Here is an 18,650-nt window from a genome sequence, read left to right as displayed (position 1 = left end):
CCGGAGCCGACGAGGGTGACGCTTTCCGCCGTGCCGGAGGCAGGCCCGCCAGGCGGACGCAACCGTCTACCGGACTCGACTGCGTGCGCGGCAGCGCGGCGCGACGAAGGAGCGACGTCGCTCGCGCCATCAAACGAGACGCGCTCGCGCCAGCCAACCCAATCGAAGGCTACGGCGGGAACGGCGCACGCGGAGGCGTAGGGAGCGAGGCACGAGCGACCGGAGCCGACGAGGGTGGCGCTTTCCGCCGTGCCGGAGGCAGGCCGCCAGGCGGACGTAACCGTCTTCCGGACTCGACTGCGTGCGCGGCAGCGCGGCGCGACGAAGGAGCGACGTCGCTCGCGCCATCAAACGAGACGCGCTCGCGCCATCCCACACGCGTCGGTCATCGCGGGAAGCGAAGGTGACGGAGCGTAGGGAGCGAGGAACGAGCGACGCGCTCGCGCCATCAAACGAGGCGCGCTCGCGCCATCCCACACGCGGCGGCCATCGCGGGAAGCGAAGGGGACGGAGCGTAGGGAGCGAGGAACGCGCGACCGGAGCGGAGGAGCCGGGCCTTTCCGCGAGCCGACCGTGTGGCCGCCAGACCAACCCAACCACCTACGAAGCTCGACTGCGTGCGCGGCAGCGCGGCGCGAGGAACGAGCGACGCGCTCGCGCCATCAAAACAGCGCTCGCACCATCAGACACGGATCTGGAGGGCCTCGAAGATCTCGAGCGTGGCCTTGGACCGGTTCAGCGTGTAGAAGTGCAGCCCGGGGGCGCCGCCGGCGAGCAGTTCGTCGCACAGCTCGGCCGCGAGCCGGATGCCTTCGGCGCGCACGGCGGCCGGGTCGCCGTCGTACGCGCTGATCCGCTCGACGATGTCGTCGGGGACGCTGGTGCCGATGAGCTCGCCCTGACGGCGGATGGCGGCCAGGTTCAGGATCGGCATGATGCCCGGCAGGATCGGGATGTCGACGCCCCGCTCCCGGACCCGCTCGACCAGCGCGAAGTAGTCGGAGGCGCGGAAGAACATCTGGGTGACGGCGAACTCGGCGCCGGCCCGGGCCTTGGCGACGAGCACGTCGGCGTCGGCGTCGAGGGATTCCGCGGAGGGGTGTCCCTCGGGGAAGGCTGCGACGCCGATCCGGAACCCGCCGCGCGATCGGGCGAGGTCGACGAGGTCGACCGCGTAGTTGAGGCCGCCGTCGGTGGGCGTCCAGTCGGCGCGCGGGCCCTCCTGCGGGTCGCCGCGCAGCGCCATCACATGGGTGACGCCCTCGGCGACGTACGCGTCGAGGATGCTCTCGAGCTCGTCGCGGGTGTGGCCGACGCAGGTGAGGTGGGCCATCGGGGTCAGGGAGGTCTCGCGCGCGATCCGTCCGGTGATGGCGACGGTCTTGTCGCGGGTGCTGCCGCCCGCGCCGTAGGTCACCGACACGAACGTCGGCGCGTAGGGCTCGAGCGCGCGGATCGCGTCCCACAGCTGCGCCTCCCCCGCCTCGTCCTTGGGAGGGAAGAACTCGAAGGAGAACGAGCGTCCGCCCTCGCGGATGATCTCGCCGAGGGAGCGTCCGGCACCGGTGGTCATGGGCCGCAGTCTAGGTCGGGGGCGCCGTGCGGGGCCGGGGGTCTCGTCGTTCTCAGGTGTCACTAGGCTCACAGGGGTGACCAGCCAGGCGTGGGACCCGACCGCTTTCCGGACCGAGGTCCAGGCCACTCTCGACGCGTTCCTGGCCGATCAGGCGGCCCGCCTGGCGCCGCTGGGCGGTGACGCCGCGCGCCTGATGTCCGAGGCCCGGGTGACCGTCTCGGGCGGCAAGCGGTTCCGGGCGGCCTTCTGCCACTGGGGCTATGCCACCCTCGCGGGAGCACCGTCCGGGAGCGATGCCGAGGCGGTACGACGCGCGGCGGCCGCGCTCGAGCTGCTCCATGCCAGCGCCCTGGTCCACGACGACCTGATGGACGCCTCCGACACGCGGCGCGGACGGTCGGCGACCCACCGCACGTTCGAGCGCGCGCACCGCGCCGACGACTGGCGCGGCGATCCGGAGCAGTACGGCGCCGCGGCGGCGATCCTCCTCGGCGACCTCCTGCTGTCCTGGTCCGACGAGCTGCTGCGGCGCTGCGGCCTGGGCTGGGACCGGGTCGGCGCGGCCCTCGACGTGTTCGACCTGTGCCGCTCGGAGGTCATCGCCGGCCAGTTCCTCGACGTGTCCGTCCAGGCCCGCGGTCGCGCCGACGTGGCCCAGGCGATGACGGTGCTGCGCTACAAGTCGGCGAAGTACTCCATCGAGCGGCCGCTGCATGTCGGCGCCGCCCTCGCCGGCGCCGACGGCGCCACCCTCGATCTGCTCAGCCGGTTCGGCCTCCCGCTGGGCGAGGCCTTCCAGCTGCGCGACGACCTGCTCGGCGTGTTCGGCGACCCGGCAACCACCGGCAAGCCGGCGGGCGACGACCTGGTGGAGGGCAAGCGCACCGTGCTGGTCGCGCTGGCGCTCGACCACGCCGAGCCCACAGCCGCCCAGCGTCTCGACGCGGCGCTCGGCACCTCCCTGACCGATGCCGACGTCGCCGAGCTGCGCACGATCATCGACGGCTGCGGCGCGCGCGCCGAGGTCGAGTCGATGATCGACGAGCTCGCCCACCAGTCCGTCGACGCCCTTCACCGCGGCCAGGCCGAGGCCGGCTGGGACGCCGAGGCGTGCCGCGTGCTCGAGCAACTGGCGGCCGCGGCGACCCGCAGGACGCGTTAGACGATCAGGCGAGCAGCGGCACGCGGTCCGCCGGTCCGACTCCGCGCAGCAGCACCTCGACCGCGGGCTCGGCGTCGCCGCGCTCGCCGAGCACTCCGGTCACGACCCCGAACCACCGCGGCTCGGCCCGGGCCAGGCCGGACCAGGCGTCCCAGAGCAGGACGGTGCGACCGGGCAGGTCGCGCAGGCAGTCGTTGAGGGCGTCGAGGTTGGCGCCGTAGTGCTCGGGGAAGTCCAGGGCGCGCCCGATCGCGCGCAGCGCCTCGGCCCGCGTCTCGAGACCCGCGCCGTCGACATACCCGAACCTCCAGCCGGCGTGCTCGACCGCACGCCGCACCGCGGCGACGTCGAGCGCCGACTCCCACCGGTGCACGCCGGGCGCGTGCCGTCCGGCCAGGACGGCTGCGAGACCGCTCACCCTCTCACCTCCGGATGCGTTCGAAGGACTCGTAGTGGTCCTCGGTCCAGTACAGCTCGCCGCCGTCGCCGGCGATGATCCGCCGCGCGCCGCGATGGTCGAGGCCGGGCGTCTCGACGGTGTACTCCGCGTAGTAGCCGCGCGGCTGCTCCGGCAGGACGCCCTCGAAGTTGCCGAACGTCGAGCCGTCCTTGCCCGGGTAGGGGAACGGCCCGCCCGCGTCGATGAGCCGCACCGTCTCGGCCGCCTCGCGGGGCAGGTCGGCGAGGTCGACGTAGGCGATGCCGTGCTCGTCCTCGTCCGGCCCCGACGCGTCCGACGCGGACGGTGAGGCCGCTGACGCGCTCGCGCCGTCGGTGGCCCGGGCCGGCGGCGAGTCGTCGGACCGCCCGGACTGGAGCCACCACACCGCCACCAGGAGGGCGACGGTGACGATCGTCGTGACGACCTGCGTCGTACGACGGCTCGACCCGACCACCGAACGGCTCAGAGCGCCAGCGCCTGGGCGCGGCGCTTGACCTCCGCGCCGCGGTTCTCGCGCAGCGCGTCGATCGGGCGGCCGGGCAGGTCGGCGTCGAGGAAGATCCAGGCGATGCACTCGCGGTCGTCGAAGCCGTTGTCGTGGAGCACGGTGAGCAGACCCGGCAGGCCCTTGACCGGCTCGCCGTCGACGATGAACAGGGCCGGGATTCCCTGCTTGCGCCCGTCGCCGGGCACCGCGGCAGCCAGTCGGTGCTCGCGGACCATGGTGCGCACCTTGGCCGGGGTGACGCCGATCAGGGCGGCGGCCTGGTCCCAGTCCAGCCAGTCCTCGACGAGGGCGGCGAGGTCGTGGTCGGCCAGTCGCTGTTCGCTCATGGCGCCATTCTTCCCCACCGGAGGCCGATCCGGCCCGTCGGCGTGGCTGCGGGTCCGTGTGCCGCCTCCCCGTACGATGGTCCCTCCGGTCACTTCCCCGGCCGGACGAGGAGAACATGCACAGGAGGGTCGCTGTGCACGACGACCAGCGCGCCCGCGGCGGCACCGCCGCGGGTCCCGGCGACCCCGCGGCGGGCTCGGCCGGCTCCTCGAAGCGCGTGGAGGACCACCAGTTCGGTCGCCTGCTCGACGGGCGCTACCGGATCGGCATCCGGATCGCGCGCGGCGGCATGGCCAGCGTCTACGAGGCCGTGGACTCCCGGCTCGACCGCACGGTGGCGGTCAAGATCATGCACCCCGGGCTCGGCGACGCGACCACGCACGACGACGACTCGTTCGCGCGTCGGTTCGTCAGCGAGGCCAAGGCCGCGGCGCGGCTGTCGCACCCGCACGTCGTGGCGGTCTTCGACCAGGGCCGCGACGAGAGCGACGGCACGGTCTACCTCGTCATGGAGTACGTCCCCGGCCACACCCTGCGCGACACGATCCTCAAAGAGGCCCCGATGCCTCCGCAGCGGGCACTGTCGCTCCTCGACCCGATCCTGTCCGCGCTCGGCGCCGCGCACCGCGCCGGCCTGATCCACCGCGACGTGAAGCCCGAGAACGTCCTCATCGCCACCGATCCCCACTCGGGGACGAGCCGGATCAAGGTCGCCGACTTCGGGCTGGCCAAGGCGGTGAGCGCCGACACCCAGCACACCGCCACCAACGGCGTCCTCATCGGCACGGTGTCCTATCTCGCGCCGGAGCTCGTCGTCGAGCAGCGGGCCGACGCCCGCGCCGACGTGTACGCCGCCGGCGTCATCCTCTTCGAGCTGCTGACCGGCACCAAGCCCCACACCGGCGAGACGCCGATCGCGGTCGCCTACCGCCACGTCCACGAGGACGTGCCCGTCCCCTCGAGCGTCGTGCCCGGCATCCCGGACTACGTCGACGCCCTCGTCGTGCGCGCGACGACGCGCGACGCCAGCCTGCGTCCGGCCGACGCCACCGTGCTGCTGCACCACGTGCGCCGGGTGGCGCAGGCGCTGCGCGACGGGGTGCGCACCGACCCCGAGCTGGTCGCCGATCTGCTGCCGTCGGCCCGCGCCGCCGAGCCCGACACCGACATCGACTCCCAGATCGGCACGGGCACGACGCCGGAGCCGATGAGCTCGCTGTGGGACGGCCTGCCCGACCTCGTCGCCGGCGAGCCGCCGGCCCAGCGCACCGCGGTCCGGTCCGCCGTACGTCCTCCGGCACCGCCCGAGGAGCGGACCTCGGTCATCCCCGAGCAGCCGCGACGGCCGGAGCAGCGGCCGCGACGGCGGGGCCGGGCCAAGGGCATCGCCCTGGCGCTGGTCCTGGTCGTGCTCGCCGCGGCCCTCGGCGGCACCGCCTGGTGGGTCGGCTGGGGCCGCTACACCACCACCCCCGGCGTCGTCGGCCTCGAGCAGGCCGCCGCGACGGCCAAGCTCGACCGGGCCGGGCTGGGCGTCGAGGTCGGCAAGGAGGTCTACTCCGAGACCGTCGCCAAGGGCGTGGTGATCACCACCGACCCGCGTCCCGGCGAGCGGATCCTGCCCGACGGCGAGGTGAGCCTGACGATCTCGCTCGGCAAGGAGCGCTACGACCTGCCGGACCTCACCAACAAGACCGTCGACGAGGCGGAGTCAGCGCTGGGCGAGGTGAAGTTCGTGCCCGCACAGCCCGTCGAGGAGTGGTCGGAGACCGTCGAGGCCGGGCGGGTGATCCGGACCGACCCCGCGTTCGGCACCCCCCAGGCGCTGGCGCTGCCGGTCGGCACCTCGGTCACCCTCGTGGTGTCCAAGGGCCGCAAGCCGATCAAGGTCCGCAGCTTCGTGGGCAAGGACGCCGACCGGGCCCTGCGGGTGTTCGAGCGCAAGGGCCTCGAGGCCGACGTCGAGGAGAAGTACAGCGACGACGTCGACAAGGGCGACGTCATCAGCCAGACCCCCGAGACCGGCACCCTGTTCAAGGGCGACACGGTCCAGCTCGTCGTCTCCAAGGGCCCCGAGCTGATCGCCGTGCCGGCGGTGCGCTACTCCTCGACCGATGCCGCGGTCGCGAAGCTCGAGGACCTCGGGTTCGTCGTGAAGAAGGAGCGGGCCTCCATCTACCTGACCGGCTCGGTGGCCTGGGACACCGAACCGGGGGCGGGCGCCAAGCTCGCCAAGGGCAGCACGGTCATCCTCTACGTCGTCTGATGCGCGTGCCGGCGCCGCCGTCAGGGTACGGTGAGCCCCGCGATGACCACCCCGACGCACTGCTCCGGCTGCGGGCACGAGCTCGGGGTCGGCCGGTTCTGCACCAACTGCGGACTGCCCGTGTCCGGCCGGCACCCCGAGGCCGCGCCTGCCGCGAGCGCGCCCGTGATGCCCCCGCCCACCGGTCAGCTGCCGCCCGCCGCCCGCTATCCGCTGTACGCCGACGAGCCGACCGGGCCGGCCGGGCCTGCTGTCCCGGCCGCCCCGGCTCCCCACCCGCCGACTCTCCACCCGCCGGCTCCGGTCACCCGGCCGGCTCCCGTGCCCGCACCCGGATCACCGGTGCCGGGGTCCGCGCCGCCCCGTGATCGCCGCGGGACACCGTGGCTGCCCTGGGTCCTCGGCATCGCCGTGCTCGCGCTGGTCGCCGGCATCGGCGCGTTCCTCCTGGTCAGCTCCGGCCCCGACGACGAGCGCGCGGCCGCCCAGGGCGCGCAGCCCACGGCAGGCGCCGGGCCGGCCACACCCGACCCGTCCACGCGGCCGCGCCCCGACAGCTCCGGGACCGGGCGCCCGGTCGAGGCACCCGCGCCCGGCGACGTCCGCGACCTCACCTCGACGGCCGGCACCCAGGTGCCGGCCACCGCGCCGGAGTCCCGGGACCGGAAGAACCGCCCGGTCACCTACGTCGCGGCCAACATGCTCGACGGCCGGCCCCGGACGGCCTGGCGGATGCCCGGCGACGGGACGGGCACGAGCATCGTCCTCGACCTGGGCGAGGAGGTCGTGCTGACCGAGGTCGGCCTGGTCAACGGGTACGCGAAGACCGACGGCGCCGACTGGTACCACGGCAACCGGCGCATCCGCGTGGTCCAGTGGGAGTTCGACGACGGCACCCGGATCACGCAGGAGCTCGGCGATCGTCGTACCGTCCAGCTCCTGCCGGTCGGCCCGATCGCCACGACCCGGGTCGTGCTCCACCTCGTCGAGGTGTCGGCTCCCGGCAAGGGCCCGGCAGGACGCGACTTCACCGCGATCAGCGACCTCCGCCTGCGCGGCGCCCCTGCCTGAGTGCCGCCGCGCGGCTGAGCGCCGCGCGTCGCTCAGCGCTTCTGCAGCATGCCGGCGACTTGAAAGGCCAGCTCCAGCGACTGCACGCGGTTGAGGCGCGGGTCGACGACGGACTCGTAGCGGTGGGCCAGGCCCTGCTCGTCGAGCTCCTCGCCGCCACCGATGATCTCCGTGACGTCGTCGCCGGTGTTCTCGACGAGGATGCCCGCGGGGACGGTGCCGAGCGCGCGGTGCACGTCGAAGAAGCCCTGCACCTCGTCGAGGACGTCCTCGAAGCGGCGGGTCTTGTAGCCGTTGGAGGCCTCGAAGGTGTTGCCGTGCATGGCGTCGCACACCCAGGCGACGTCGACGCCCTCGGCGGTGACCTTCTCGACCAGCGCCGGCAGGCCGTCGCGGATCTTCCCGGCGCCGAAGCGGGTGATGAAGGTCAGCCGGCCCGGCTCGTTGGTCGGGTTGAGCCGCGCGGCGAGGGCGAGGGCGTCGTCGGCGGTCGCGGAGGGGCCGAGCTTGCAGCCGATGGGGTTGCTGATGTGGCTGAAGTACTCCACGTGCGCGCCGTCGAGCTGGCGGGTCCGCTCGCCGATCCAGACCATGTGGCCCGAGACGTTGTAGGGCTGCTCGGTGCGCGAATCGATGCGCGTCATGGCGTGCTCGTACTCCAGGAGCAGCGCCTCGTGGGAGGAGTAGAAGTCGACGCGGTGGAACTCGTCGGGGTCGGCGCCGATGGCCTGCATGAAGGTCAGCGCGCGGTCGATCTCGGCGGCCATCGCCTCGTAGTGCTGGCCGACGGGGCTGTTGCGGACGAACTCCGAGTTCCAGGTGTGGACCTGGCGCAGGTCGGCGTAGCCGCCCGTGGTGAAGGCGCGCACGAGGTTCAGCGTGGAGGCCGACGAGTGGTAGACGTCGAGCAGGCGCTGCGGGTCGGGCCGTCGCGACTCGGGCGTGAACTCGAAGCCGTTGACCGCGTCGCCACGGTAGGCCGGCAGGGTGACCGGCCCCTCGGGCGTCTCGCGGGTCTCGGTGTCGGAGGAGCGGGGCTTGGCGTACTGGCCGGCGAGCCGGCCGACCTTGACCACCGGAACGGACGCCGCGTAGGTCAGCACGACCGCCATCTGCAGCAGCACGCGCAGCTTGTTGCGGGTGTTGTCGGCGGTCGCGCCCACGAACGTCTCGGCGCAGTCGCCGCCCTGGAGCAGGAACGCCTCACCGCGGCTGGCCGCGGCGATCTTCGCCTTCAGCTCGTCGCACTCCCCGGCGAAGACCAGCGGGGGCAGCGTGCGCAGTCGCTCGACGGCAGCGGCCAGGGCCGCGGGGTCGTCGTACGACGGCTGCTGCTTCGCTCCGATGGCGTGCAACTGCTCGAGGGACGGAAGGCTGCTCACCCCTCAAGGGTACGGCGCACCGCGGACCGGCGCCGAGTCGGCGGCCCCCCGTGGGACGGGCGGATCAGACCGGGTCGTCCGTGGGGTCGATGTCCATGTGCTCGATGTCCTCGAAGTGTCCGCCCGCCGGCTTGTAGAACAGCCGGGTCGCCAGCCAGAGCAGGACGCCGATGCCGAGCAGGCCCGCGGCGATCTTGTACTGGATCAGGTCGGCCTCGAGCCGTGCCCACGGGCCGGGGAGGTAGGCGCACAGCAGCGCCCCGAGCACGGGCACGACCGTCGGGGCGCGGAAGCCGCGGGCGGGGTCGCGGCGCAGCACCAGGCAGGAGACGTTGACGATGGTGAAGACCGCCAGGAGGAGCAGGGCCGTCGTGCCGGACAGCGATCCGACGATGGTGCTCTCCGAGCCGAGGCGGACGTAGGTGATCAGGCCGAGCGCGAGCAGCGTGGTGAAGCCGATGGCGACGTACGGCGAGCGCCGGCCGGGCAGCACCTTGCCGAGCACGGGCGGAAGCACGCGCTGCTGGGCCATGCCGTAGATCAGGCGGCTGGCCATCAGCATGTTGATGAGCGCGGTGTTGGCGACCGCGAAGACGGTCATGAACGGGAAGACGTCGTCGATCGGCAGGTCGGGGGCTCCGAGCTTGACGACGTCGATGAGGATGCCGGCCTCGGCGTTGGTCGGCGCGCCGATCCGGTCGGTGGGGATCACGGCGACGACGGAGATCGCGACGAGCATGTAGATGATCACCGCGATGCCGAGGCCGGTGAGCATCATCCGCGGGAAGATCCGCTCGGGCTCCTTGGTCTCCTCGACCATGTTGACCGAGTCCTCGAAGCCGACCATCGAGAAGAACGCGATCGCGGTCGCGACCGTGACCGCCATGAACAGGCCCTTGTCGTCGGGGCTTTCGAAGACGGTGATCCGGTCCAGGTTGCCGTCGCCCTTGCCGATTACCCAGATCCCGATGCCGATCACGATGGCGAGCGCGGCCATCTCGACCACGGTGAGCACGACGTTGAACTTCACGCTCTCGCCGACCCCGCGCAGGTTGATCAGCGCCAGCACGAGCATGAATCCCAGGGCGACGGCGAGCACGAGCCCGGTGCTCGGGGCGTCGTTGCCCAACCCGATGAGCAGGTTGGAGGCGAGCAGGCCCGAGGACGTCGAGGCGCTCGTGATGCCCGAGCACACCACCGTGAAGGCGACCAGGAAGGTCACGAAGTGCACGCCGAAGGCCTTGTGGGCGTAGAGCGCGGCACCCGCGGCTTGGGGATACTTCGTCACCAGCTCGAGGTAGGAGAAGGCGGTGAGCGTGGCGATCGCGAAGGCGACGAGGAAGGGTAGCCACGCGATGCCGCCGACCTGGCCGGCGAGGCGGCCGGTGACGGCGTACACGCCGGCGCCGAGGATGTCGCCGACGATGAAGAGGAGCAGGAGGCCCGGGCCCAGGACCCGTCTCAACTGCGGTTGGCCGTGTTGGTCCGCGGTCGCGGCGCCCGTGGTCTCCGTGGTCATGTGGTGTCGTTCCTCCCCGATCCGGAAGCAGCTGTGCTCACCCTCGCACAGGGTGCGGCCGTCTCGGTGGAGGTCGCGGGGGCGATGCCGAGCGCGTCGAGGAGGCCGAGGAAGGCCCGGGCGAAGGGGTTCTCGGTCGTTCCGGCGGCCACCTCGCTCCAGTCGACCTGCTCGCGCACGGCCCGCGCCACGGGCAGCACGGCCGCGAAGTCGCAGGCGTGCTCCTCGAGCGAGCCGAGCTTGTCGGTCATCAGCACGGTGGCCGACAGCACGGGCATCCGCACCGACTCCACCTCGATCTCGTCGGCGTCGGCGAAGCGGGAGCGCGGGATCGACTCGTTGCGGACCCGGAAGATCACGTCGACCATCGCCTCGTCGACGAAGACCTTGAACAGCCAGTCCTCCGGCGGCTGGACGACGTCGAGTCCGCTGTCGGCGATCACGTCCTTGACGCGTGCGGCGTCCTCCTCGGCGATCATGAAGTCCACGTCGTGGTCGGGCTCGGGACCCCCGCGGGCCCACAGCCCGTAGCTGCCCGCCAGGGCGAAGGGGACGCCCGTCTCCTTGAGCAGCACGGCCACCAGCTTCAGCGCCTCGCGGAGGTGGCCCGAGCCCCTCGCGCCCTCCCCTGCCTCGACCACGGTCATCACCTCGACCGGTCCAATACCCGGCGGGGTGAGCGGCATCCGGTCGGGTACCGCACGCGCGATGCGCATCGTGACGTTCAACATCCTCGGAGGCCGGACCCTGCACGACGACGAGGTCGACGTGTCCGTGCTGCAGGACGCGATCCGCGACCTCGATCCCGACGTGCTGGCGCTGCAGGAGGTCGACCACCTGCTGCACCGCTCGGGGAACGCCGACCTCACCAGTCTCGCGGCGGAGGCGATGGGCGCCACCGACCACCGCTTCGTCGCGGCGCTCGCCGGGAGCCCGGGCGCGACCTGGACGGCGGCGACCGGTGAGGAGCAGCCGGGCGACGCGGCGTACGGCATCGCGCTGCTCAGCCGGCTCCCGGTGACGGGGTGGCAGGTGGTGCGGCTGCCGGCTCTGACGACGCGGGTGCCGATGCGCTTCTCGGGAGAGGTGCTGCCGACGTGGGTCCGCGACGAGCCACGGGTCGCGGTGACCGCGACGGTGACCGCGCCGGGCGGTCACCTGACGGTCGCGACCACCCACCTGTCCTTCGTTCCGTGGTGGAACGGACACCAGCTGCGCCGGCTGGTGCGCTCGCTGTGCGGAGCGCCGCGGCCGCTGCTGCTGACCGGCGACCTCAACATGGGCCTGGACCGGGCGGCGCGCACGAGCGGGCTCACGCCCCTGGCCGCGCACCCGACGTTCCCCGCGGACCACCCCCGCGAGCAGCTCGACCACATCCTGGCCGATCCTGCGCTGGCCGACGACGGACGGGCCCGGTCGTGTGCGCGGCAGATGGCGCTCTCCGACCACCAGGCCCTGGTGGTGGACCTCGAGCCGATCAGTCGCTGAGGCCGGAGCCGAGAGGTACGCCGCGCACCATCACCGCCACCGGCCGCGCCAGTGCGGCGGGCTCGGCCGCCAGGTCGCCGTCGACGACGAGCAGGTCGGCCGCCAGGCCGGGCCGCAGGGCGCCGGTCTCGGCGCCCTGTCCGCAGGCGTCCGCCGCTCCCGAGGTCCCGGCGGCCAGCGCCTCGGCGAGCGACCAGCCGGCGGTGACCAGGTCGAGCATCGCGCGCCACGCGTTGCCGTGGGCCTTCATCGGGCCGGCCCCGGCGTCCACGCCCGGGACCACCCGCACCCCGTGGGCGCGCATCCGGCCCACGTCGGCGTACCGCTGGGCGAAGAAGCCCTCGATGTCGAGGCCGATGCGCGCCATGATCTCGATGATCGCCGGAGGCGGAGCGGGCATGAGCGCCAGCACTGCGGGGTCGTTGCCCATGGTCGGGTCGACCACGACCCCCGCGGCGGCGGTCCGCTCGAGCAGGTCGTCGCTGAGGACCGCGCCCTCGGTCGTGACGCCTGTGTAGTGCTCGATCCCGTCGACCCCGGCCGCGAGGGCCACCTCGATCGCCGCGACGGAGTGGGCGTGCGCCAGGACCGGCCGTCCGGTCTCGTGCGCGGCGTCGACGACCAGCCGCAGCTCCCCGACGGTGAACTGTGCGCCGATCATGTCGGTGCCCGGCGTGAGGAAGCCGCCGCCGGCCATCACCTTGATCACGTCGACGCCCCGCTCGGCGTGCTCGGCGACCGCAGCGCGGATCCCGTCGCGCGACGCGACCTGGCCGCCGAGGTAGTGACAGTGGCCGTCGGGCGTCGTCAACGGCGGTCCTGCGGCGACGATGCGGGGCGCACCCGGCGCGGGCGTGTCGCGGAAGGCGAGGGTGCGGTAGCCGCGATCGCCCAGGTCGCGCACCGTGGTGACACCCGCCGCGGCCTGAGCGGCCAGGGAGCGCGCGATCTCGGCGTCGACAGCGTCGTCATCAAGCTCGCCGACCCGCTCCAGCGATCCCACGCCGGCGTCGGAGACCAGGTGGACGTGTGCGTCGACGAGACCCGGCAGGAGGGTCCCGTCGTACGACGTCACCGGGCAATCGTGGGGAGGCGCGAAGTCGGCCGGCTCGACGCCGACGATCCGGTCCCCCTCGACGAGCACCGTCGCACCGCGCTCCAGGAAGCGCGTTCCGTCGAAGGCTCGGGGAGCACGCCAGGCCCGCATCCTCCGAGTGTGCGGCGGAGGCGGTCCGCTGTCATGGCACGAAATGACCAGAGGGTCGTCAGCCGAAGAAGACCTGGGCCTCGGCGTACTCCTGCGGCGTGACGAGCTTGAGCTCGCCGGTGCCCTCGACCAGCGGCACGCGGATGATCGAGGTCCCGCGCAGCGCGACCATGACGCCGTACTCGCCGTCGGCGACGGCGTCGATGGCCTGCAGGCCGAACCGGGTGGCCAGCCAGCGGTCGAACGCCGAGGGCGTGCCGCCGCGCTGGATGTGGCCGAGGACGACGGCGCGGGCCTCCTTGCCGGTGCGCTGCTCGATCTCCTGGGCCAGCCGGTCGCCGATGCCGCCGAGGCGGACGTGGCCGAACGCGTCCTTCTCGCCGCTGGCCAGGGTCATGCCGGAGCCGTCGCGGGGGACGGCTCCCTCGGACACCACGATGATCGGGGCGTACTCGCTGCGGAAGCGCGTCTCGACGTGGGCGCACACCGCCTCGATGTCGAAGGGAACCTCGGGGATCAGCACGGCACTCGCTCCCCCGGCGATGCCGGCGTGCAGCGCGATCCAGCCGGCGTGCCGGCCCATCACCTCGACGACGAGGACCCGGTGGTGCGACTCCGCCGTGGTGTGCAGCCGGTCGATCGCCTCGGTCGCGATGTTGACCGCGGTGTCGAAGCCGAAGGTGAAGTCGGTCCCGGACAGGTCGTTGTCGATCGTCTTCGGTACGCCGACGACCCGCACGCCGAGCTCGGCGAGCCTGGTGGCGACACCGAGCGTGTCCTCGCCCCCGATCGCGACCAGGGCGTCGACGCCGGCGGCGGCGAGGTTGTCCTTGATCCGCTCGACCCCGCCCTCGACGGCGAAGGGGTTGGTGCGCGACGAGCCGAGGATGGTGCCGCCGCGGGGCAGGATGCCGCGGCACTGCTCGATGCCCAGCGGGATCGTCACGCCCTCCATCGGGCCGCGCCAGCCGTCGCGGAAGCCGACGAACCCGAACCCGTGACCGTTCACCCCCTTGCGCACCACGGCCCGGATCACCGCATTCAGGCCGGGGCAGTCACCGCCTCCGGTCAAGACTCCGACGCGCATGGGGCCCAAGGTACGCCTCCAGGCGGATCGGACCGGGGAGGCACGCGTCGCCTACTGTTCCGTGGCATGACGTTCTCGATCGTGGCCCGGTCCGCAGACGGCGAGTCGTGGGGCGTCGCCGTGGCCTCCAAGTTCCTCGCCGTGGGCTCCGCCGTGCCGGCCGCCGTCGCCGGGGTCGGGGCGCTGGCGACCCAGGCCGACGCCAATGTCGCCTACAAGGGCCTCGCGCTCTCCCACCTCGACGAGGGCGCCACCGCCCCCGTCGCGCTGCAGCGGCTGCTCGAGGAGGACGAGGGCCGCGCGCGGCGGCAGGTCGGCATCGTCGACCTCGACGGCACCGCCGCCTCCCACACGGGCGCCGAGTGCATCCCCTGGGCCGGTGGCCTGGTCGGCGACGGCTATGCGATCCAGGGCAACTGCCTCGCCGGCCCCGAGGTCGTCGAGGCGATGGAGGCGGCCTGGCTCGGCAGCGACCCCGACGCACCCCTGCAGGACCGCCTGCTGGTCGCTCTCGCGGCCGGTGACGAGTCCGGCGGCGACCGGCGTGGTCGCCAGTCCGCCGCCATGCTCGTGGTGCGCGACGGCGCGGGATACGGCGGCCTCGACGACGTCGCCGTCGACCTGCGCGTCGACGACCACGAGGCACCGGTCGACGAGCTCACCCGTCTCCTCGACCTGCACGACCTCTACCTGACCGCCTCGACCGACGAGGAGAGGGTGACGGTCGACGAGGCGCTCCGAGCCGAGCTGGAGACCTTCGCGGCCGCCCGCGGGCACCGTGACTTCCACACCTGGGTCGGCACCGAGAACTACGAGATGCGCGTCGCGCCGGACCTGGCCTGGATCGACGGCCGGATCCTGGCGATCGTGCGCGGGGAAGGCTAAGAGGAACCTCTAAGCCTCAGCGCCTGCCGAGGCGGTCCAGCGCCGCCTGCGCCGCGTCCCGCTCCGCCGTGGCCGTGCGCAGGTCGGCACCGGTGCCGTCCCGGACCTCCTCGGCCTCGGCGACCTCCTCGTCGAGCTCGTCGGACTGCTCCTCGAGATCGGCCAGCCGGCGGCGCAGCTCGTCGATCTCGGCCTGCACCTGCAGGGCGCGGGCCGTGAGCCGCTCGACCTCGGCGCCCGCCTCGTCGTGCGCGGCCCGGGCTGCGTCGTACTCCTCCGTCGCCTGGGCCAGCCGCTCCTCGGCGGCCGCCACGGCCTTCGCCGCCCTGTCCGGGTCGGGGACGACGTGCAGGTCGGGCGGGCCGGGGCGCGGCGCCTCGCGCGGGGTCGCGCTGAAGCCGAGCGCCTCGGGGACCGCGACGGCGCTCGCGAGGTCGTCGCCGTCCATCGGGTCGAGGCCGGTGGTGTGCAGGGCGCTCACCAGCAGTCCGCTGCGCACCGCGCGTCCGCACTCGGCGTCGACCATGGCGGCGGTCAGCGTCGCCTCGACCTGCTCGGCGACCGCCTCGGTGACGCGCACGCCCTCCTCGGCCGCGATCCGGCGGGCCTGCGTGGTGACCGCGGCGGTCACCTGGCGGCGCTGCTTGGTCAGCGCGCGCAGCTCGCCGGCCGACATCGCCTGCTGGGCCTCGCGCAGCGCGGCGCCGACACTGAGCACCTGGTCGACCTGGCCGGCCTCGCGGCGCACGAGCAGGTCGACGACCCAGGCGGCGGTGCTGGGCTTGCGCAGCGCCTTGACCTGAGCGGCGAGGGGCGTGCCCTTCAGCTCCTTGGCCCGGGCGTCTCGCGCCGGGGTGAACTCCGGCAGCGGCAGGGCGTAGAGCTCGTCGGCGATCTCCAGCAGGTCAGGCATCGTCGCTCAGTCCTCGTCGTCGAGGCCCTGCTCGATGACATAGCGGGTGAGCTCGACCCGGTTGTGCATCTGCAGCTTGCGCAGGGTGTTCTGCACGTGGTTCTGCACCGTGCGGTGCGAGAGCACGAGCCGCTCGGCGATCTGCTTGTAGGACATGCCCTTGGCGACCATCTTGAGGATCTCGGTCTCGCGGTCGGTGAGCTGCTCGCCCGCCGGTGTCGCGGGCTCGTTCATCCGGCGGAACTCGCCGAGCACGAGCGCCGCGAGGCCCGGGGTGAACACGGTGTCGCCCGCCGCGACCCGGCGTACGGCGCTCAGCAGCTCGTCGCTCGACGCGGACTTGAGCAGATAGCCGGTCGCGCCGGCCTTGACGGCCGCCAGCACGTCGTCCTGCTCCCCCGACGCCGACAGGATGAGGACCCGCGACGACGGCTCGCTGGCCAGGACCTGCGCGGTGACCTCCACCCCGCTCGGGGCGGGGATCTGCAGGTCGAGCACCACGACCTGCGGCCGGGTCGCGTTGAAGCGCGTGATCGCCTCGGCGCCCGTCGCCGCCACCGCGACGACGTCGAAGCCGGCCGCCTGCAGGTCGCGCTCGACGGCGTCACGCCACATCGGATGGTCGTCGACGATCATCACCCGGATCGCGTCGGTCATGGGCGGAACCCTACGGCAGCCGGAGGAAGCGGCCCCGCCGGTGCAGCAGCGGGTCGTCCGCGTCGTCGCCGATCTCGATGCGCTCGAGGGCCGCGGTCACCTCGACCGACCAGCCGACCTCGCGCTCGGCGGTGAGGCGTACGCCGGCCCAGGTGGTGGCGGTGGCCAGGCGCGGCCCGTGGGCGTCGGCGACGAAGGGAGCCTGCCGGAAGGGACCTCCGGGCGCGGGCGCCGTCCCGGCGAAGGCCTCGGCCAGCTGGCGGTCGGTCCAGGAGAGCAGCTGGACGACGCCGCGGCCCGTCTCGCGCAGCACCGTCAGGAGGTCGGAGTCGGGGTCGAGCAGGGCGAGGACCGCCGGCTCGGGCCCGAGGGCGACCATGAGCGAGGCGACGGTGAGTCCGGCCCGCTCCCGCTCGTCCCCCGCGGTCCACAGCGTCACCGCTCCCCCGAGCCGGCCGCGCAGCCGCCGGGCGGGATCCGGGTCGGCGTCGGCGAACGGGTGCGTGCTGTGGATCGTCACGGCCTCTCCTCACGCGGTACGACGAAGGTCCACTCGGTCCCGTAGGACCCGCTGTCGAGCGCGGCGGTCCCGCCGAGGTCGCGGATCCGGCCGCGGATCGACTCGGCGACGCCGAGCCGGCCCTCCTGCTCGGCCGCCTCCAGCCGGCCCTCGGCGATGCCGGGGCCCTCGTCGCGCACACTCACCTCGACCCGGTCGCCGAGATCCTCGACGAGCACCCACGCCCGGGCATCGGGGGCGACGTGCCGCTCCACGTTGTCGAGGCAGGCGCGGACAACGGCGGCGAGCTCGGTGACGACGTGGGCAGGCAGCTCGACGGCACCCGCCGGCAGCCCGATCTCGGTGCCGGCGCGGGCTCCGAGGGCGCCCAGCGCGGCCGCGAGGTCGGCGCGTCCGGCGGCGGCCTCGGCGCTGGTGGTGAGCGCGTCCTGGGAGCGGATCAGCGTCCGCAGCGCCTGCTCCTGGGCGCCGGCGGCGCGGCCGAGCTCGCCGCCCTGCCGCTGGACCAGGGCGAGGACCTGGAGCACCCCGTCGTGGACGGCCCGGGCGAGCCGGGCGCGCTCGGCGGCGGCGGCCGCCTCGCGCTGTGCCAGGTCGCGCTCGGCGGCCATGGCCTTGAGCGACTCGCACACGAAGCCCACCATGGAGCCGCCGAGGAGGATGAGGAAGACGTTGCCCCAGTCCTTCTGCGCGACGTCGGAGCGGGTCAGCAGGTCGACCGCGCCGAGCAGGACGGCCGCGGCCGTGCCGCCACGCCAGCCGTACCGGACCGCCCAGGCCAGCAGGGCGCCGATGATCCAGTAGCCCGGGATGGTCGCGTTGAACCAGGGGCCCTTGACGATCGGCGTGGCCAGCAGCAGGGCCACCGCCAGGGCGAGGTCGGCCACCAGCACGCCGGGCACCCGTCGTTCGGGAGCGGCGTAGACGACGCTCGCCACCGCCGTCGCGACGACCATGACCGCGACGCACGACCAGCCGAGGGCCGGATGGTCGAAGTTGTTGCGATAGGCGTTGAGCGCCACCGCGTGGGCGAGGACGACGACGCGCAGCACCGCCAGGGCCCGGAACATCCGGTCCTCGACGGCCAGCGAGGCCCGTGTGGTCACGCCCCCGTCGGCCATGGCTGCGGACCTGACAGCGACGTCAGGACGCGAGCTTCTTGGACTCGGTCTTGGACTCGCTCTTCGACTCGGCCTTGGCGCGGGTGGCGTACATGTCGACGTACTCCTGCTGCGAGAGCCGCATGATCTCGTACATGATCTCGTCGGTGATCGAGCGCAGGATGAAGCGGTCGTTCTCCATGCCGGCGTAGCGGGAGAAGTCGAGCGGCTTGCCGAAGCGCACGGTCGGGCGGGTGATCCGGCCGAACTTCTTGCCCGGAGGGGCCACCACGTCGGTGCCGACGACGGCGACCGGGATCACCGGGACACCGGTCTCGAGGGTCAGCCGCGCGATGCCGGTCTTGCCCCGGTAGAGGCGGCCGTCGTGGGAGCGGGTGCCCTCGGGGTAGATGCCGAACAGCTCGCCCTCGGCGAGCACCCGCTTGGCGGAGACCAGCGCGCCGGACGCCGCGTCACCGCTGGTGCGGTCGATCGGGATGTTGCCCGTGCCGCTGAAGAAGTTCTTCTGCAGCCAGCCCT

At 73.3% G+C, this 18,650-nt stretch carries 19 protein-coding genes; 5 read left to right on the top strand and 14 right to left on the bottom strand.

What is annotated here, in order from left to right; all coding sequences use genetic code 11:
• Nucleotides 1-682 precede the first annotated feature (682 nt).
• The gene (gene metF, locus FHP29_RS04730; RefSeq protein ID WP_139621698.1) at nt 683-1,573 is read right to left on the bottom strand and encodes a methylenetetrahydrofolate reductase [NAD(P)H]; all 891 of its coding nucleotides are present in this window, start codon (nt 1,571-1,573) and stop codon (nt 683-685) included.
• Between the two features lie 76 nt (nt 1,574-1,649).
• On the opposite strand from metF, the gene FHP29_RS04725 reads away from it, so the two are divergent.
• Nucleotides 1,650-2,738, top strand: a complete 1,089-nt coding sequence (locus FHP29_RS04725) for a polyprenyl synthetase family protein (protein ID WP_240044312.1) — start codon at nt 1,650-1,652, stop codon at nt 2,736-2,738.
• Between the two features lie 4 nt (nt 2,739-2,742).
• On the opposite strand, the gene FHP29_RS04720 is transcribed toward FHP29_RS04725, so the two are convergent.
• From FHP29_RS04720 to FHP29_RS04710, 3 genes are read right to left on the bottom strand one after another with little or no spacing between them, the layout of a single operon-like run.
• A complete protein-coding gene (locus tag FHP29_RS04720; protein WP_139621696.1) occupies nt 2,743-3,156 on the bottom strand; it encodes a barstar family protein in 414 nt (137 codons plus the stop codon).
• A 4-nt stretch (nt 3,157-3,160) separates the two neighbouring features.
• Entirely contained in the window at nt 3,161-3,634 is a 474-nt protein-coding gene (locus tag FHP29_RS04715; protein ID WP_240044311.1) for a guanyl-specific ribonuclease, read from the bottom strand.
• Between the two features lie 8 nt (nt 3,635-3,642).
• A complete protein-coding gene (locus FHP29_RS04710) occupies nt 3,643-4,014 on the bottom strand; it encodes an Rv2175c family DNA-binding protein (protein WP_139621695.1) in 372 nt (123 codons plus the stop codon).
• A gap of 134 nt (nt 4,015-4,148) precedes the next feature.
• On the opposite strand from FHP29_RS04710, the gene pknB reads away from it, so the two are divergent.
• The gene (gene pknB, locus FHP29_RS04705) at nt 4,149-6,281 is read left to right on the top strand and encodes a Stk1 family PASTA domain-containing Ser/Thr kinase (protein ID WP_240044310.1); all 2,133 of its coding nucleotides are present in this window, start codon (nt 4,149-4,151) and stop codon (nt 6,279-6,281) included.
• A 42-nt stretch (nt 6,282-6,323) separates the two neighbouring features.
• Complete coding sequence (locus FHP29_RS04700; RefSeq protein ID WP_139621693.1) at nt 6,324-7,352, top strand: NADase-type glycan-binding domain-containing protein; 1,029 nt, start codon at nt 6,324-6,326, stop codon at nt 7,350-7,352.
• A 32-nt stretch (nt 7,353-7,384) separates the two neighbouring features.
• On the opposite strand, the gene FHP29_RS04695 is transcribed toward FHP29_RS04700, so the two are convergent.
• The 3 genes from FHP29_RS04695 to FHP29_RS04685 all read right to left on the bottom strand — a co-directional run bounded on the left by FHP29_RS04695 (nt 7,385) and on the right by FHP29_RS04685 (nt 10,969).
• Nucleotides 7,385-8,734: a class II 3-deoxy-7-phosphoheptulonate synthase gene (locus FHP29_RS04695; RefSeq protein WP_139621692.1), complete on the bottom strand. Its 1,350-nt coding sequence runs from the start codon at nt 8,732-8,734 to the stop codon at nt 7,385-7,387.
• Between the two features lie 64 nt (nt 8,735-8,798).
• Nucleotides 8,799-10,253 carry an APC family permease gene (locus FHP29_RS04690; RefSeq protein WP_139621691.1) on the bottom strand — a complete coding sequence of 485 codons (1,455 nt, stop codon included), beginning with the start codon at nt 10,251-10,253 and terminating at the stop codon, nt 8,799-8,801.
• Complete coding sequence (locus FHP29_RS04685) at nt 10,250-10,969, bottom strand: hypothetical protein (RefSeq protein ID WP_192903965.1); 720 nt, start codon at nt 10,967-10,969, stop codon at nt 10,250-10,252. The genes FHP29_RS04690 and FHP29_RS04685 overlap by 4 nt, the downstream gene beginning before the upstream one ends.
• On the opposite strand from FHP29_RS04685, the gene FHP29_RS04680 reads away from it, so the two are divergent.
• The gene (locus FHP29_RS04680; RefSeq protein WP_139621690.1) at nt 10,962-11,741 is read left to right on the top strand and encodes an endonuclease/exonuclease/phosphatase family protein; all 780 of its coding nucleotides are present in this window, start codon (nt 10,962-10,964) and stop codon (nt 11,739-11,741) included. The two genes, FHP29_RS04685 and FHP29_RS04680, sit on opposite strands and share 8 nt — an antisense overlap.
• Here FHP29_RS04680 and FHP29_RS04675 read toward each other — a convergent pair.
• Both FHP29_RS04675 and FHP29_RS04670 read right to left on the bottom strand, forming a co-directional pair.
• Nucleotides 11,731-12,948: an amidohydrolase family protein gene (locus tag FHP29_RS04675; RefSeq protein ID WP_139621689.1), complete on the bottom strand. Its 1,218-nt coding sequence runs from the start codon at nt 12,946-12,948 to the stop codon at nt 11,731-11,733. The genes FHP29_RS04680 and FHP29_RS04675 overlap by 11 nt on opposite strands.
• A 58-nt stretch (nt 12,949-13,006) precedes the next feature.
• Nucleotides 13,007-14,035, bottom strand: coding sequence for a 6-phosphofructokinase (locus FHP29_RS04670; protein ID WP_139621688.1), 1,029 nt, complete (start codon nt 14,033-14,035; stop codon nt 13,007-13,009).
• 66 nt (nt 14,036-14,101) lie between these two features.
• Here FHP29_RS04670 and FHP29_RS04665 point away from each other — a divergent pair, with 66 nt between their 5' ends.
• Nucleotides 14,102-14,920 carry a DUF1028 domain-containing protein gene (locus tag FHP29_RS04665; RefSeq protein WP_139621687.1) on the top strand — a complete coding sequence of 273 codons (819 nt, stop codon included), beginning with the start codon at nt 14,102-14,104 and terminating at the stop codon, nt 14,918-14,920.
• Between the two features lie 16 nt (nt 14,921-14,936).
• Here the strand turns inward: FHP29_RS04665 and FHP29_RS04660 are convergent, their stop codons facing one another.
• The 5 genes from FHP29_RS04660 to FHP29_RS04640 all read right to left on the bottom strand — a co-directional run.
• Nucleotides 14,937-15,833, bottom strand: a complete 897-nt coding sequence (locus FHP29_RS04660; RefSeq protein ID WP_139621686.1) for a hypothetical protein — start codon at nt 15,831-15,833, stop codon at nt 14,937-14,939.
• A 6-nt stretch (nt 15,834-15,839) separates the two neighbouring features.
• The gene (locus FHP29_RS04655) at nt 15,840-16,490 is read right to left on the bottom strand and encodes a response regulator (RefSeq protein WP_139621685.1); all 651 of its coding nucleotides are present in this window, start codon (nt 16,488-16,490) and stop codon (nt 15,840-15,842) included.
• Between the two features lie 10 nt (nt 16,491-16,500).
• Nucleotides 16,501-17,010, bottom strand: a complete 510-nt coding sequence (locus FHP29_RS04650; RefSeq protein WP_139621684.1) for a flavin reductase family protein — start codon at nt 17,008-17,010, stop codon at nt 16,501-16,503.
• Nucleotides 17,007-18,116, bottom strand: coding sequence for a MacS family sensor histidine kinase (gene macS, locus FHP29_RS04645; protein WP_240044309.1), 1,110 nt, complete (start codon nt 18,114-18,116; stop codon nt 17,007-17,009). Before macS ends, FHP29_RS04650 begins: the two co-directional genes overlap by 4 nt.
• A gap of 37 nt (nt 18,117-18,153) precedes the next feature.
• The coding region (locus tag FHP29_RS04640) for a lysophospholipid acyltransferase family protein (protein ID WP_240044308.1) at nt 18,154-18,650 on the bottom strand (497 nt) is incomplete at its 5' end.

The organism is Nocardioides albidus (assembly GCF_006335005.1).
Classification (GTDB): domain Bacteria; phylum Actinomycetota; class Actinomycetes; order Propionibacteriales; family Nocardioidaceae; genus Nocardioides; species Nocardioides albidus.
The sequence above is the reverse complement of the archived record's forward strand: the minus strand, read 5'-3'. Positions and strand labels throughout refer to the sequence as shown.